This window comes from Rhizobium sp. Leaf341, assembly GCF_001424325.1.
Taxonomy (GTDB): Bacteria; Pseudomonadota; Alphaproteobacteria; order Rhizobiales; family Rhizobiaceae; genus Ferranicluibacter.
The window spans coordinates 214,060-229,644 of record NZ_LMPE01000016.1 but is presented as its reverse complement, the minus strand read 5'-3'; the positions used below and the strand labels follow the sequence as shown (position 1 = coordinate 229,644).

The following is a 15,585-nucleotide window of genomic DNA, read 5'->3' as shown; positions in this document are numbered from 1 at the left end:
GCCTTCGACGGCAATGCAACAGACCTCATCCGGGAATTGGTGTAAGGCTGAAAACCGCGTATCACGCACTGTCTCAACGCGCCGATTCACCTTCTGAGGACATTCCGCCAAGTGACTCTGACCATTCGAGAAGACTCTCCCCGTCAACCGGCGATCATCGATCTCCTCGACCAGTCGGATGCCTATGCGCAGTCGCTTTATCCGGCGGAAAGCAATCATCTCGTCGATCTGGAAACGCTCGAAAAGCCGGGCGTCTCATTTTTCGTGGCGCGGCACCATGGTGCCATCGTCGGCTGCTGTGCGCTGGTGGCCGCGGGCGACGGCAGCGGCGAGATCAAGAGGATGTTCGTCGACCCCAAGGCGCGCGGCATGCGGGCCGGGCAGGCCCTTCTCGACGCGATCGAGCAAAAGGCGCGCGCGAGCGGACTGACGACCGTTCGTCTCGAGACGGGCATCTACCAGCCGGAAGCCATCGGCCTCTATCGCAAGGCCGGGTATCGGGACATCGAGCCGTTCGGCACCTACATGCCCGATCCGCTCAGTCTCTTCATGGAAAAGATCGTCGCCTGACAACCGTATCTACCAATCCGAGCTTCTGCGCCGGGCCAGAACCTAGCCTAGCACCGCCGGCCGAAGGCCGGAACCGGACCTGCCGGGAAAGGCCCGGAACGAACAGCGTCAGATATCAAGATTCTCGGCGAACACGGCGCGCTCCTGGATGAACCGGAAGCGGGCTTCCGGCTTGGTTCCCATCAGATTGTCGACGGCATCGCGCGTTCCCTCGAAATCGATCTCGTCGATCGAAACCTTCAGAAGCGTCCGCTTCGACGGATCCATCGTGGTTTCCTTCAACTGCGCCGGCATCATCTCGCCGAGGCCCTTGAAGCGACCGATTTCGACCTTGCCGCGTCCGGTAAACTCCTTCTCCATCAATTCGACGCGATGAAGATCGTCGCGGGCGTAGAGCGTCTTGGCGCCCTGCGTCATCCGGTAGAGCGGGGGCACCGCGAGATAGAGATGGCCGCCACGAATGAGTTCCGGCATCTCCTGATAGAAGAAGGTGATCAGCAGCGAGGCGATGTGGGCGCCATCGACGTCGGCGTCGGTCATGACAATGACCCGGTCGTAGCGAAGGTCTTCCTGCCGGTATTTCGACCGGGTCCCGCAACCGAGTGCCTGGACGAGATCCGAGATCTGCTGATTCGCGCCGAGTTTTTCGCGTCCGGCACTCGCCACGTTCAGGATCTTGCCCCGGAGCGGAAGGATCGCCTGGTTGGCGCGGTTGCGCGCCTGCTTGGCCGAGCCACCGGCCGAGTCGCCCTCCACGATGAAGAGTTCGGCGCCCAGCGCCGAGTTCTGCGAGCAGTCGGCGAGCTTGCCCGGCAGGCGCAGCTTGCGAACGGCGCTCTTGCGCGTAACTTCCTTTTCCTTGCGGCGGCGGACGCGCTCGTCGGCGCGCTCGATCACCCAGTCGAGCAGCTTGGCAGCCTCCTGCGGATTGCCGGCCAGAAAATGATCGAAGGGATCTCGGATCGCGTTCTCGACGATGCGCTGCGCTTCGACGGTGGCGAGCTTGTCCTTCGTCTGGCCGACGAATTCCGGCTCCCGGATGAAGACGGACAGCATGCCCGCCGCCGAGATCATGACGTCGTCGGTGGTGATGATCGCCGCGCGCTTGTTTTGCGTCAGGTCGGCATAGGCCTTCAGACCCTTGGTCAGGGCGATGCGCAGGCCCGCTTCATGCGTGCCGCCCTCGGGGGTCGGAATGGTGTTGCAATAGGAATGCACGACCGAATCGCCGCCATACCAGGTAACGGCCCATTCGAGCGCGCCGTGGCCACCCGTCTTCTCGGTCTTGCCGGCGAAGATTTCGCGCGTCACCGTGAACTCGGAGCCCATCGTCGCCTTGAGGTAGTCCTTCAGCCCGCCGGGGAAGTGGAAGACCGCCTTGTCCGGCGTTTCGGTGCCCTCGACCAGCGAGGGGTCGCAGGACCAGCGGATCTCGACACCGCCAAACAGATAGGCCTTCGACCGGGCCATGCGGAAAAGACGCGCAGGCTCGAACTTGGCGTGAGGTCCGAAGATGTCCGGATCCGGATGGAAGCGCACGCGCGTGCCGCGCCGGTTCTGGACGTCGCCGAGCTCCTCGAGGCCGCCCTGGGGGATGCCGCGCGAGAAGCGCTGGCGGTAAAGCCGCCTGTTCCGCGCAACCTCGACCTCCAGAACGTCGGAAAGCGCATTGACGACCGAAACGCCAACGCCGTGCAGACCGCCCGAGGTCTCATAGACCTTGCTGTCGAACTTGCCGCCGGCATGGAGCACGGTCATGATGACTTCGAGCGTGGACTTCCCCGGGAATTTCGGGTGGTTCTCCACCGGGATGCCGCGACCATTGTCCGTGACCGCAAGACAGCCTTCCGCATCGAGATGGACGTCGATGAAATTGGCATGTCCGGCCACCGCTTCGTCCATCGAGTTGTCGATGACTTCCGCAAACAGATGGTGCAGCGCCTTTTCGTCCGTACCCCCGATGTACATGCCCGGCCGACGGCGGACCGGCTCGAGGCCTTCCAGAACCTCGATGGCGGACGCGTTGTAGTCGCCCGTATCGGTCTTCAGCTGGGAAGCCGGCGTTCCTGCCGCACGCGTCGCCGTTTTCGGTTCGTCGGCTCCCGGCCCGGCACCGGATTTCCCGTCACCGATCTTCGGCGCGCCCGGCTTCAGATCCAACGCCTTCGGCTCCGGCGGCTTCGTATCCGAAGGCTTCCGGGGCGCGGGCGCTGCATTCGCGAAAAGGTCGTTGCTGTCCGTCATCTGGTGCGTCAAACGTCTTTCGATGTGTCGGCTGATGCTGTAGGGCGGGGAACCGGCTGCCGGTCCCGGCCCGCCTGTTTATTCCACCTCTTCATACAGAGGGCAGGGGCCCGGCGAAAGAGCCAAGAGGGCCCGGGAGATCAAAAAGGGAACAAAACATGGCCCGATCCACACTTTCTTTTGGCCGCTTCGGTGTTCCCAAGGCTGTCGTCTTCATGACCGCTCTTGTTCTCGCGCACGGCCCGGCGCGCGCCGAGACCTTGCAGCCGTTCAAGGATGAGCTTTTCAGCTACGGCCGCGTCCTGGAGTCACGCGACGGCGGCGATTGGCTGACCGTGGACTACGACGAGATGCGGGACATCAATGGTCGTGACGAGGTGCCCGAGCGCCGCGTCAAGCGGCCCTATGTCTCGCTCGGCGTCAAGCGTTTCCAGGAGAACGAAACCGTCGATGTCGGCGGACATGGGTTGGATGTGTTCAGGGTCGGGACACCGCAGAATGCAGCCTTCACGGTGATCTTCCTTCACGGGCGGGGTGGGGACCGACGGCTCGGGGCAAACGACTTTTCCTTCGGAGGCAACTTCAATCGCCTGAAGAACCTCGCCGTGGACAACGGCGGCGTCTACTACGCGCCAAGCGCGCGGTCGTTCGATTCGGATGGCGCTGCCGACATTGCCGGATTGATCGATGTCGTCGCGCGCCGGTCACCCGGTCGCCCGATCATCCTGTCCTGCGCGTCGATGGGAAGCTTCCTCTGCTGGGGCGTTTCCCGCGATGCCAAGGCCGTCGCCAACTTGTCCGGCATGATGATCATGGGCGGCGCGACCGATCCGGACTTCATGAAGAGCGCTGCCTTCGCCCGCAAGCTGCCCCTGTTCTTAAGCCATGGCAGCGCCGACAAGACCTACATGGCGGACGACCAGGCGGCGCTCTATACGCGCCTGCGAAAGGGCAAGTATCCAACCCGCTTCGTGCTCTTCCAGGCAGGTACCCATGGAACGCCGGTCAGGATGACCGACTGGCGCGACGCCATCAACTGGATCCTTACCCGGTAGATGCAACCTGAGCGATTTTCGCTTCATTAACCACCGATTGAAGTCGCGCTGTCCTGGCGGCCTCTCGTTTGCCTTTCCGAAAGCACGGCGTGGCATCGTCCGGGTTCTGAGAACACGGGAGTGCGATGATGGATGCGCGAACCGATACACGGCTCGTCCCGTTGTGCGTCGATCTGGACGGTACGCTTGTCGCGGCGGATACGCTGTGGGAAGGCGTCGCGGTCGTGCTGTTCCGAAATCCGCTGATGATCTTCGCGCTGATCCGTTGGGCGTGGCGCGGCAAGGCCCATCTGAAGCACGAAGTTGCCGCCCGGTCCGGTCGCACCGCCGCCGATTGGCCCTATCGCCCCGAAGTGATCGCACGTCTGCGGCAGGAACGGGAAACCGGACGCGAGGTCGTGCTCGTGACAGGGGCCGCGAAGCAGGTGGCGCTCGACGTCGCAGCCCATACCGGGGTCTTCACGGCTGTCTTGCACTCGTCTCCGACCCACAATCTGACCAGCCATCGCAAGTGCAGGGAACTGGTCGCGCGCTATGGCGATGCCGGGTTCGACTACATGGGCAACAGCCGCGACGACATCCCGGTGTTCGACGCCGCGCGAAAAGCCATCGTCGTCGCACCGGATCGCGCTGCGGAAACCTGGCGCCGGCGTCATGATGCCGAGCGTCTGGAGACCGGTACGAGCGGCCTGAAGGACACGCTGAAATCCATTCGCGTCCATCAGTGGGCCAAGAATATCCTGATTGCCGTTCCGATGGCACTCGATCACGAGATCCTCGATCGGGCCGCCCTGATCAATACGGTCATCGCCTTTTTCGCCTTCAGCTTCCTCGCATCGGCTGTCTATGTCATCAACGATATCTCCGACCTGACGAATGATCGCCGCCATCCCAAGAAGCGGTTTCGGCCGCTTGCCAGCGGGCGCATGTCCTTGCCGATCGGCCTCGCCCTGGCGGGCAGCCTGCTCCTGGCCGCTACCGCGCTGACGTTGCGAATGCCCGGCGAGTTCATTCTCACACTCGGCATTTATCTCGTCATTACAACCGCCTACACCTTCTTCCTGAAGCGGAAGCTGCTTGTCGACGTCTTCACGCTGGCCGGTCTCTACACCATCCGGATCATCGCCGGTGCAACAGCGACCGAGACCGTCCTGTCCTTCTGGCTTCTCGCTTTCTCGATCTTCTTCTTTCTCAGTCTGGCTCTCGTGAAGCGCTATGTCGAACTCGGCGAGCACGGCGGCGAGGCCGGTGCCCAGGTTCCGGGGCGCGGCTATATGCAGGTCGATTTCGAAATGGTCGGGCAGGCAGGCGTCTCCTCCGCCTTTACATCCGCGCTGGTGCTGGCGCTCTATATCCACAGCGTCGAGATGCAGCAGATGTACAGCATGCCGGCCGCCCTCTGGCCGCTTTGCCCGATGGTGCTCTACATGCTGCTGCGCATCTGGATGCTCGCGCGGCGCGGCCTGCTGCACGAGGATCCCGTCGTCTTCATCATGCGCGACTGGCGCAGCATCGCGACCATGGCGTCGGGCGCCGTGCTTGTGATGATCGGGGCGGTCGGCATACAATGACGGACGCGACAACAGCACGCGGGGCTTCCACCTTCGACAGCTGGGGCCGCCTCGACCGGCGGCCGCGACAGGCTATCCGCCCCGACACCTTCGAGGACGAGGCGGGCACGGCAGGGCGGGACAGCTACCTTCCCTTCGGCAACGGCCGTTCCTACGGCGATAGCTGTCATAATGATGCCGGCGTCCTGATCGACAATCGCTCCCGCGGGCGTATTCATGCCTTCGATCCGGGAACCGGTATGCTCTCGGCCGAGGCCGGGGTCACCCTCTCGGCCGTCCTGAGCCGTGCCGTGCCACATCGTTTCTTCCTGCCGGTCACACCCGGCACCGCCCATGTCACCCTGGGCGGCGCCGTCGCCAACGATGTCCACGGCAAGAACCACCACCAGCGCGGCACCTTCGGAAACCATGTCCGCCGATTGACGCTGATGCGCTCGGACGGGCGCGTTCTCACCTGTTCCGACAGCGAAAACCCGGAGATGTTCCGCGCGACGATCGGCGGCATGGGCCTGACGGGCCTCATCCTCGATATCGACCTGCAATTGATGAAAGTGCCGTCGGCCCACATCCAGCAGCATACGATCCGATTCGATAGCCTCGATGCCTATTTCCACACGATCGACCGGGTCGATGCGGAACACGAATATTCCGTTGCCTGGATCGACCAGCTCGCAACCGGGCGCAAATCCGGCCGTGGCATTCTGCTCGCCGGCGATCACGCCGATGCCTCGTGCGATTTTCCCGATCTGCCGAGCGGACGCACACTCGGCATTCCCGCGACCCCGCCCGTCAGTCTTCTCAACCGCCTGACGCTCAAAGCGTTCAACGCGGCCTATCTCCGCCGGGCGAAGCCGGGGGAGACGGTCGAGACGGTCAAATGGTCCGGCTACTTCTACCCGCTCGACGCCATCCGGAACTGGAACCGTCTCTACGGACCCAAGGGGCTGTATCAGCACCAGAGCGTCTATCCCGCCGACGTCGCACCCGCTGTCACGGCGAACCTCTTGGAAACGGCGCGAGCGGCCGGGCACGGTTCCTTCCTGACGGTTCTCAAACGTTTCGGCGATCATCCGTCGCGCGGCCTGCTTTCCTTTCCCCGGCCCGGCTTCACGCTCACTCTGGATTTCGCCAACCAGGGCGAGAGCACGCTGAGGCTGCTCGATACTCTCGACAGGATCGTCGTGTCCGCGGGCGGGGCGGTCAATCCGTACAAGGATGCCCGCATGAGCCCGCAGACCTTCGCGGCATCCTTTCCGGACTGGACGTCGCTCGAGGCCATGCGCGATCCGGCGATGATGTCCAATTTCTGGCGGCGCACCGCCATGGCCCTTTGAAGCGAAATGAAGACAGTTTTAATCAAAGAAACCAGCAAGTTTCACGGAATGGTGGATTCTTTTGCGTAAGTTGGATTGCACCGAGATGTTCGCCCGGACGCGTGACCGAAAGAGATGATGCGATGAAATATCTGGCCTTCATTCTGTTTACCGTGCTGACCAATGCGGCGGCCCAGTTGATGCTGAAGCAAGGCATGCTGAGCCTTGGCCCGCTGACATTCACGGCCGACACCGCCGTTGCCCGCTTCTTCCAGATCCTGTTCAACCCTTGGGTCTTTGCCGGTCTTGCGACCTTCGCCATTTCGATGGTGTCGCATCTCTACGTGCTGTCGAAGGTCGAGCTTTCCTTTGCCTATCCCTTCCTCAGCCTTGCCTATGTCGCCGTGGCCATCTTCGCCTACTTCATCTTTCGCGAGGACCTGAATGCCTGGCGCATCGCCGGCATCGGGTTCATCTGCGTCGGAACCGTGCTCATCGCCCAGTCCGGCCGCTCGTCGCCCGAAACCATCACGGCGGCGCACGGCCCAGCTGCAAAATCCATCCACCTTGGGAGCCCGACATGAAACACGTCATTTTCGGAGGCGACGGCTTTGTCGGTCGCCACCTTGCCGAGCGTCTCGTCAACGAAGGCGAAGAGGTCCTCGTGGCCGACATCGTTCGATCCGACCTGCCACACTACGCCCATGGCCGCGTGCGCTTCATATCCTGCGATGTTACGGATCTGGACCAAGTCATGAAGGTCGATATCGGCCCGGACGACATGGTCTACAACATGGCGGCCAAGATGCTGTCACCCCTGCAGGTGCGGTCCAAGCGCTGGCAATTCTTCTGGCCGGTCAACTACCACGGCGCCGAAAACATCATGAAGGCGACGGAGGCATCGGGCGCGAACCGTCTCGTGCAGTTCACGACCGACATGATCTACGGCCATACCGTTCAATCCCCGCAGGCGGAGGATCATCCCATCAAGCCGCTCGGCGAGTACGGCAAGTCGAAGTGGGCGACCGAGCAGCTTTGCCACGCGTATCGCGAGAAGGGCATGCGGATCTCCATCTTCCGTCCGCGCCTTATCATCGGTCCAGGCCGTCTCGGCATCCTCGAAAAGCTGTTCAAGCTGATCGACGCCAACATTCCGGTGCCGATGATCGGCTCGGGCAAGGCCCCCTATCAGTTCATCTCCGTGTTCGACTGTGCCGAAGCCGCTCGCCTCGCCTGGAAGGGCGGCGTGCCGAATGAAGCCTACAATCTCGGGTCCGACAACCCGCCGTCCGTCCGTGCCCTGCTCGGCGGTCTGATCCGGCATGCCGGATCCCGATCCATCCTCGTCCCGACGCCCGGCTTCGCCGTCAAGGCGACGCTTGCTGCTTTCGACGCGATCAATCTGCCGATCATGGATCCGGAGCAGTATCTCATCGCCGATGAAATGTGTGTCCGGGAAACCGGTAAGCTGAAGCGGGAGCTCGGCTGGAAGCCCCAATTCAACGATGGCGCCATGCTGATTGCCGCCTACGACGAATATCGCGCCAAGAAATCCAGAGGCGTCGCCAGTGCGCCCGCCGCCGTGCCGGCCGAATAGAGGGAATCTCCACGATGCTCGATACGCCCGCCCGCGTCCTCGTCGACGCTCCCGCCATCGAAGGCCCGCAGCCGGTCCGTCCGTCAATGGGGAAACCCGACCTCCTGACGGTCGAAGACGCAAAGGCACTGACTGTCCCGGAAATGACGACCCTGTTCAAGGACCACGTCAATCCCGGCCAGCTCCATTTCATGAAGCTGCTCGGCTTTCACAAGGTGAAGATCGAGAGCGCCGAGGGCATGTACTACACGGACCAGAACGGTCGCAGGATTCTCGACTTCTTCGGCGGATTCGGCTCGCTCGCCTTCGGTCACAACCACCCGCGCCTCCTGGAGGCGCGCAAACGCTTCCAGGACGAACAGCGGCACGAGATCGCGATCGCCTTCATGTCGCAATATGCCGCGGCCTTCGCGAAGAACCTGGCGACCGTCTCGCCGGGCGATCTCGACATGGTGTTCCTCGGCTCGTCCGGCTCCGAGGTGATGGAAGCCGCGGTCAAGCTCGCGGAGCGTGCGGCCGGACCGAAACGGCCGAAGGTCGTCTATGCCGAGAACTCCTTCCACGGGAAGACGAAGGGCGTGCTCAACATCACGGACGGCGCGCTCTACCGGGCCGACTTCACCGTGTCCGGCAACACCGTTCGCGTGCCCTTCGGCAACATCGCGGCGATCGAAAGCGCCTTCAAGGCCGATCCCCAGATCGGGGCGATCGTGTTGGAAACCATCCAGGGGGGCGGCGGTATCATCCGGGCACCCGACGGGTTCTGGCGGGACCTGCGTGCGCTCTGTGATCGCTACGGGGTTGTCTGGGTTGCGGACGAGGTGCAGTGCGGCTACGGCCGGTCGGGGCGCTTCTTTGCGTTCGAGCACGAGGGCGTCGTGCCGGATATCACCGCCTTGGCCAAGTCGCTCGGCGGCGGCAAGGCGGCCGTGGGCGCCATGATTGCTCGGCGCGAGATCTACATGAAGGCCTACGGTACGCCAAAGACGGCGATGATCCATGCCATGGCGACCTTCGGCGGCATGGGCGAGGCCTGCGTCACCGCAATCGAGGCGTTGAACGTCCTTTATGACGAGGATCTGATCGACAATGCGGCGGAGCAGGGCGCCTATCTGCTCGCCCGGCTCGAGACACTGCGCGAAAAATATCCGAAGATCATCAAGGAGGTGCGCGGCCAGGGCCTCATGGTCGGGCTCGAGTTCCAGGATTTCAGCCAGACGATGCCCCTAGTGCTGCGGCCGATCATCGGCATGCTCGACGACAAGCTCAAAGGGTCCCTCTCCGGATTCATCGGCGCGCTGCTTCTGCGCGATTACGACACCCTCGTTGCCTTCACCGAGTACAATCGCAACGTCATCCGGCTCGAGCCGCCGCTCATCTGCGAACGTGGGCATGTCGATCAGTTTGTCGATGCGCTGGATGACCTTCTCGGTCGCGGCATCATCCGGATCGTGAAGGATTTCGTCGGCAGCCAGATGGGCTGAGTCGGCAGCATGGGGAAGACGCGCGGTCTCCGCCCGGCGCTTGGCCGGGTGGACGTTTTTCAAGCGGTGCGTCATGAATGCTTTCCACGACCGGAGGGATTTGCTACGGCCGATCCATCGTCGGAAAACGGGAGAGAAGCCGAATGACACCTGATGTGCGTCCGCTTGTTGCGGGGAACTGGAAGATGAACGGGCTCCGCGCCTCTCTCGACCAGATCAAGGCGATGGCAGAGGGGGTCAAGGGCCCGCTGTCGCAAAAGGTCGAGGCGCTCATCTGCCCGCCCGCGACGCTTCTCTACGTGGCGACGGCCCTCTGCGACGACAGTCCGCTCGCCATCGGCGCGCAGGATTGCCACGTTGCCGTGTCGGGTGCCCACACGGGCGATATCTCCGCGGGCATGATTGCCGACTGCTTTGGAACCTACGTCATCGTTGGACATTCCGAGCGTCGCACCGACCACGCCGAGACCGATGCGGTCGTGCGGGCAAAGACGCAAGCGGCGCTCGCTGCCGGGCTGACCGCAATCGTCTGCATCGGCGAGACCGGCGACGAGCGCAAGGCCGGCCAGACACTCGACGTCCTCAAGCGCCAGCTCGACGGCTCGCTGCCCGATGAGATCACGGCAGAGAACACGGTCATCGCCTACGAACCCGTATGGGCGATCGGGACGGGCCTCACACCCACGGCCGGCGATGTCGAGGAGGCGCACGCCTTCATGCGCAAGGAGCTTGCGGCGCGCTTTGGCAGCGCGGGATCGGCCATGCGGATTCTCTATGGCGGCTCGGTCAAGCCGGCCAATGCCGTCGAATTGATGGGCATCGCTAATGTCGATGGTGCCCTGATCGGCGGCGCCAGCTTGAAGGCGCAGGACTTCCTCGCCATCTACGGCGCATTCGAGCAGCTGCTCGGCTGAATCATCGGGCTTGGAATAGCGGGCTGCTTGGTATATTGAGCCCGCGAAACCGAAATTCGCTGCGAGCAAGCGGCCGGGAACGTGCGGCTGTTCCGTGCCCGGCTTTTCGTGAAGATTTGCGGCAAGAGAGACGTCAAGTGCGGGTGACGAACGGCGACACGGCCGGGGTCCTGCGCGCTTCAAGCCAGGACTGGACGAAATGCAGGAAGTATTGCTTGTCATCTATCTCATGGTCGTACTGGCGCTGATCGGCGTCGTGCTGATCCAGCGCTCGGAAGGCGGCGGTCTTGGTGTCGGCGGCGGCTCGGGCTTCATGTCCGCGCGGGGCACGGCGAACGCGCTGACCCGCACGACGGCCATTCTCGCAACGCTCTTCTTCGTCCTTGCGCTCGCCATGAGCATCTACGCCCGCTACCAGCCCAATGCGACCGATGTCCTCGATCGCATACCGGGAACGACCAACAACGGCAACGGCGTCCTCGATTCTCTCGGTGGCACGACGACGCCGCCTGCCACGACAGCGCCGGCAACCACGACCCCCGCAACCCCGGCTCCCGCAGCTTCGGCTCCCGCCGCCCAGGGCAACGGCGTTCCGACCGGTGGCGATACGCCTGCGACACCTGCGCCGACGAGCTCTGCGCCTGCAAACACGGCGCCCGCAACGTCCGCTCCCGCTGCACCGGCGCCCGCTCCGTCGAACACGATGGCACCGGCAAACACAATGGCACCGGCGAACACGACCGCACCGGCTCCGACGGCGACCCCTGCCGCGCCGGCACCCGCTGCGAACGCACCGGCCGCGAATGCACCGGCTACGCCGCCCGCATCGACCGGCACCGGCGCACCGACCGCGCAGTAAGCAGAGCACAGCTCAAACCGACCGGCGGAACTTGTTTTCCGCCGGTTTTCTTTTGTGCGTCATCGACGCCGCCCCCTCAAATCTGGGGAGTGCGGCATTTTTCGATGGCGGAATCGATCTCGAAAAGGTATCCGGTCAAGCCCATGGCGCGATATGTATTCATCACCGGCGGCGTGGTTTCGTCCCTTGGAAAAGGGATTGCCGCAGCCGCTCTCGGCGCGTTGCTGCAGGCCCGTGGTTATCGGGTGCGGCTCCGCAAACTCGACCCCTACCTGAACGTCGATCCGGGCACCATGAGCCCGACGCAGCACGGCGAAGTGTTCGTTACCGACGACGGTGCGGAGACGGACCTCGACCTTGGTCACTACGAGCGCTTCACCGGTCGCTCCGCCACCAAGACCGACAACATCACGACGGGCCGCATCTACAAGAACATCATCGACAAGGAACGGCGCGGCGATTACCTCGGCGCGACCGTTCAGGTGATCCCGCACGTGACGAACGAGATCAAGGCGTTCGTTACCGAGGGCAATGAGGATTATGATTTCGTCATCTGCGAGATCGGTGGAACGGTCGGCGATATCGAGGCCATGCCGTTCATGGAGGCGATCCGCCAGCTGAAGAACGACCTGCCGCGCGGCGCGGCCGTGTTCGTTCACCTGACCCTGATGCCGTATATCCCGGCCGCGGGCGAACTGAAGACCAAGCCGACGCAGCATTCCGTGAAGGAACTGCAGGCGCTCGGCATTCACCCCGACATCCTGCTGGTGCGCGCCGACCGGGAAATCCCGGAAGCCGAGCGACGCAAGCTTTCGCTGTTCTGCAACGTGCGTCCGTCTGCCGTCATCCAGGCCCTCGATGTTGCCAGCATCTATGATGTGCCGATCGCCTATCACAAGGAAGGCCTCGATTCGGAAGTGCTTGCCGCCTTCGGCATCGAGCCTGCACCGAAGCCCCGACTCGACAGCTGGGAAAACGTCTACGATCGGATCCGCACGCCCGAGGGAGAGGTTACGATCGCGATCGTCGGCAAGTATACCGGCCTCAAGGACGCCTACAAATCCCTGATCGAAGCCCTCTATCACGGCGGTATCGCCAATCGGGTGAAGGTGAAGCTCGAGTGGATCGAGTCGGAGGTCTTCGAAAAGGAGGATCCGGCGCCGTATCTCGAGAAGGTCAACGGCATCCTGGTGCCGGGCGGCTTCGGCGAGCGCGGATCGGAAGGCAAGATCTTGGCGGCGCGCTTCGCCCGCGAACGCAAGGTTCCCTATTTCGGGATCTGCTTCGGCATGCAGATGGCGGTGGTCGAAGCTGCTCGCAATCTGGCCGGTATCGAAAAGGCGTCCTCGACTGAATTCGGTCCCACGGCCGAGCCGGTGGTCGGGCTGATGACCGAGTGGATCAGGGGGAACGAGCTTCAGAAGCGCACGGCTTCCGGCGATCTCGGCGGCACCATGCGCCTCGGCGCCTACAAAGCGTCGCTGAAAAAGGGAACGAAGATCGCCGATATCTACGGCTCCGGCGACATTTCCGAGCGTCATCGTCACCGCTATGAGGTGAACATCGACTACAAGGAACGCCTCGAAGGCTGCGGCCTCGTGTTCTCCGGCATGTCGCCCGACGGTGTCCTGCCGGAAACGATCGAGTATCCGGATCATCCCTGGTTCATCGGTGTCCAGTATCACCCGGAACTGAAATCCCGGCCGCTCGACCCTCATCCGCTCTTCGCCAGCTTCATCGAAGCCGCGGTCGAGCAGACCCGGCTCGTCTGAGCGGTGCAGAACGGTTTGCCGCCTGAGGCCGACGTCATCCTCCGACCCGCGAGGGCCGGAGATGAAAGCGGGATCGTCGCTCTGATCTTGCCCATCCAGGCAGGCGAGTTCGGCTTTTCGATCACGGCCGCCGATCAGCCCGACCTCGCCGATATCGACGGTTTCTACCGTCGCGGGCGCGGCGGGTTCTGGGTGGCGGACGATGGCGGTCGCATCGTCGGCACAATAGCGCTCAGAGATTTGGGAGACGGGCAGGGCGCCTTGCGCAAGATGTTCGTCGCCGCCAGTCATCGCGGGGCCAGCGATCGCGGCTCGGGCGATGGGATCGCGCAGCGGCTTCTCGACATCCTCGTTCAGCATGCCGCCGCAAACGGCTTCTCCGTCATCGTCCTGGGCACGACCGATCGCTTTCTTGCGGCGCATCGCTTCTATGAGAAGAATGGTTTTGCGACCATCGATGCGGGCGACCTGCCGGCTGGCTTCCCCCGAATGGATCTCGATACGCGGTTCTACCGTCGCACGATCTGACCCCGCGCATTTGCCGAAACGATCAAAACCAACTTTTAACGTTTACCTGCGATTCATTTCGTTCGAATTGGATCGAGAGCGATGCGTGTATTGATTATCGTCGCCCTGATGGCGCTTGCCGGCTGTGCAACGGCACCGAAGAACACCCGGAACGCCTGCGCGATTTTCGAGCAGCGCGACGGGTGGTTCAACAATTGGCAGCGGGCTGCACGCCATGCGGAAAGGCAGTATGGCGTTCCGGTGCCCATCCTGATGGCGACGATCTACACGGAATCGAACTTCCAGCCCTATGCAAAGCCTCCGCGCACCAAGCTGCTCGGCTTCATCCCGTGGAAGCGGGTGTCCAGCGCGTACGGTTATTCGCAGGCGCTCGACGGGACCTGGAACGAATATCGCGCCTCGACGGGGCGCTGGATGGCCAAACGGACCAACTTCTCCGACGCCATCCATTTCGTCGGCTGGTATCACGCACGCAACCACCGCAAGAACGGCATCGCGCTCAACGATGCGTACAGCCTCTATCTCGCCTATTATTCAGGCGACGCGGGCTTTGCACGCGGTTCCTGGCGCGGCGATGCCGGTCTTCAGGCAACCGCCCGCCGGTCTGCGGCTCTTGCATCCTCTTATGCAGGGCAGCTCCGCAACTGCGACTAGCCCGTCAGCGCGGGTTCCCGTCGAGCCTCTCAACTCCAGCCTTGAAATGTCGGCCCGAAGATGCCAAGCACCCGGGGACGCTTGGTTCGTGCCGGCGTGACGAGGAGAAGCGGACGATGAGAGACGACCGACCGGCGATCGCAGGCCATGTCCGGCGCCATCTCGATCATCTCGTTCTCCCGGTCGGCGACCTTGCCACGGCCCGTGCGCGTCTCTCCCGAATAGGCTTCACGGTGGCCGCGGATGCCCTGCATCCCTTCGGCACCGAAAATGCCTGCGTATTCTTCGCCGACAAGACCTATCTCGAACCGTTGGCTGTCGCCGTGCGCGAGGACTGCGAAGCTGCGGCCCTTACAGGCAATGTCTTCGTCGCGCGCGACCAGGCCTATCGCTTCCGGCGTGGGCAGGATGGGTTCTCAGCGCTTGTCTTTTCCACAGACGATGCCGCCGCCGATCATCTCCGGTTTCAGGGCAGCGGCCTGTCGGGCGGTGACATCCTGGAGTTCTCGCGGCCGATGAAGCGACCGGACGGGAGCGAGGCGATCGGGCAGTTTCGGCTCGCTTTCGCCAGCGACCTGCGCGCGCCCGATCTCTTCTGCTTCACCTGTCAGCGCGTCCAGCCGCTACCGTCCGACCGTTCCACGCTCGAAAACCACGCAAATGGCGTGACCGGCATCCGCAAAGTCATTCTGTCCGAGCCCAATCCGACGGACTTCCAGTATGTTCTGCAGCAAGTGGTGGACGCGCGCGAAACGGAGGCGCATTCCTTCGGCATGGACATCGAGACGGAAAACGCCCAGATTTCCGTCCTCAACGAGGCGGGCATGCGAGCGTATCTCGGCGTCGAGGAGGCGCTCCCTGAGCGCGGACTTCGCGCGCGTGCGATCGTCTTTACCGTTGACGATCTTGCTGCGACGCAGGCCGCTCTGGCTGAAAACGCCATCGATCACATCAAGCGCGGCGATACGCTGCTCGTTCCGCCAGCGCCCGGACAGGGCGCCATCTTCGTATTTGGAGAATGACC

The 15,585-nt window shown here is 63.1% G+C and carries 14 protein-coding genes; 13 read left to right on the top strand and 1 reads right to left on the bottom strand.

From position 1 onward, the window contains the following. Positions 1–111: 111 nt before the first annotated feature. Positions 112–570 carry a GNAT family N-acetyltransferase gene (locus ASG03_RS20515; protein WP_062468182.1) on the top strand — a complete coding sequence of 153 codons (459 nt, stop codon included), beginning with the start codon at positions 112–114 and terminating at the stop codon, positions 568–570. A gap of 108 nt (positions 571–678) precedes the next feature. Here the strand turns inward: ASG03_RS20515 and parE are convergent, their stop codons facing one another. After that, positions 679–2,814, bottom strand: a complete 2,136-nt coding sequence (gene parE, locus ASG03_RS20510) for a DNA topoisomerase IV subunit B (protein WP_062695724.1) — start codon at positions 2,812–2,814, stop codon at positions 679–681. 158 nt (positions 2,815–2,972) lie between these two features. Between parE and ASG03_RS20505 the strand changes: the two genes are divergently transcribed. From ASG03_RS20505 to ASG03_RS20450, 12 genes are all read left to right on the top strand, one after another. After that, a complete protein-coding gene (locus ASG03_RS20505) occupies positions 2,973–3,869 on the top strand; it encodes an alpha/beta fold hydrolase (protein WP_062695612.1) in 897 nt (298 codons plus the stop codon). 128 nt (positions 3,870–3,997) lie between these two features. After that, positions 3,998–5,440, top strand: a complete 1,443-nt coding sequence (locus ASG03_RS20500) for a UbiA family prenyltransferase (RefSeq protein ID WP_062695722.1) — start codon at positions 3,998–4,000, stop codon at positions 5,438–5,440. Then, positions 5,437–6,774 carry an FAD-binding oxidoreductase gene (locus ASG03_RS20495; RefSeq protein WP_062695611.1) on the top strand — a complete coding sequence of 446 codons (1,338 nt, stop codon included), beginning with the start codon at positions 5,437–5,439 and terminating at the stop codon, positions 6,772–6,774. The genes ASG03_RS20500 and ASG03_RS20495 overlap by 4 nt, the downstream gene beginning before the upstream one ends. 122 nt (positions 6,775–6,896) lie before the next feature. Beyond that, positions 6,897–7,337: an EamA family transporter gene (locus ASG03_RS20490; RefSeq protein WP_062695608.1), complete on the top strand. Its 441-nt coding sequence runs from the start codon at positions 6,897–6,899 to the stop codon at positions 7,335–7,337. Beyond that, entirely contained in the window at positions 7,334–8,350 is a 1,017-nt protein-coding gene (locus ASG03_RS20485; RefSeq protein WP_062695606.1) for an NAD-dependent epimerase/dehydratase family protein, read from the top strand. Before ASG03_RS20490 ends, ASG03_RS20485 begins: the two co-directional genes overlap by 4 nt. 86 nt (positions 8,351–8,436) lie before the next feature. Continuing rightward, the gene (locus ASG03_RS20480) at positions 8,437–9,834 is read left to right on the top strand and encodes an aspartate aminotransferase family protein (RefSeq protein WP_244475342.1); all 1,398 of its coding nucleotides are present in this window, start codon (positions 8,437–8,439) and stop codon (positions 9,832–9,834) included. A gap of 143 nt (positions 9,835–9,977) precedes the next feature. After that, the gene (tpiA, locus tag ASG03_RS20475; RefSeq protein ID WP_062695604.1) at positions 9,978–10,748 is read left to right on the top strand and encodes a triose-phosphate isomerase; all 771 of its coding nucleotides are present in this window, start codon (positions 9,978–9,980) and stop codon (positions 10,746–10,748) included. A gap of 199 nt (positions 10,749–10,947) precedes the next feature. Further along, positions 10,948–11,607, top strand: coding sequence for a preprotein translocase subunit SecG (gene secG, locus ASG03_RS20470; protein WP_062695602.1), 660 nt, complete (start codon positions 10,948–10,950; stop codon positions 11,605–11,607). Positions 11,608–11,711: 104 nt separating this feature from the next. Continuing rightward, complete coding sequence (locus ASG03_RS20465; RefSeq protein ID WP_062468168.1) at positions 11,712–13,379, top strand: CTP synthase; 1,668 nt, start codon at positions 11,712–11,714, stop codon at positions 13,377–13,379. Positions 13,380–13,463: 84 nt separating this feature from the next. Further along, the gene (locus ASG03_RS20460) at positions 13,464–13,907 is read left to right on the top strand and encodes a GNAT family N-acetyltransferase (protein ID WP_244475341.1); all 444 of its coding nucleotides are present in this window, start codon (positions 13,464–13,466) and stop codon (positions 13,905–13,907) included. Positions 13,908–13,988: 81 nt separating this feature from the next. Beyond that, complete coding sequence (locus tag ASG03_RS20455) at positions 13,989–14,561, top strand: transglycosylase SLT domain-containing protein (protein WP_062695600.1); 573 nt, start codon at positions 13,989–13,991, stop codon at positions 14,559–14,561. A gap of 116 nt (positions 14,562–14,677) precedes the next feature. Next, entirely contained in the window at positions 14,678–15,583 is a 906-nt protein-coding gene (locus ASG03_RS20450) for a VOC family protein (RefSeq protein ID WP_062601289.1), read from the top strand. Positions 15,584–15,585: the final 2 nt, after the last annotated feature.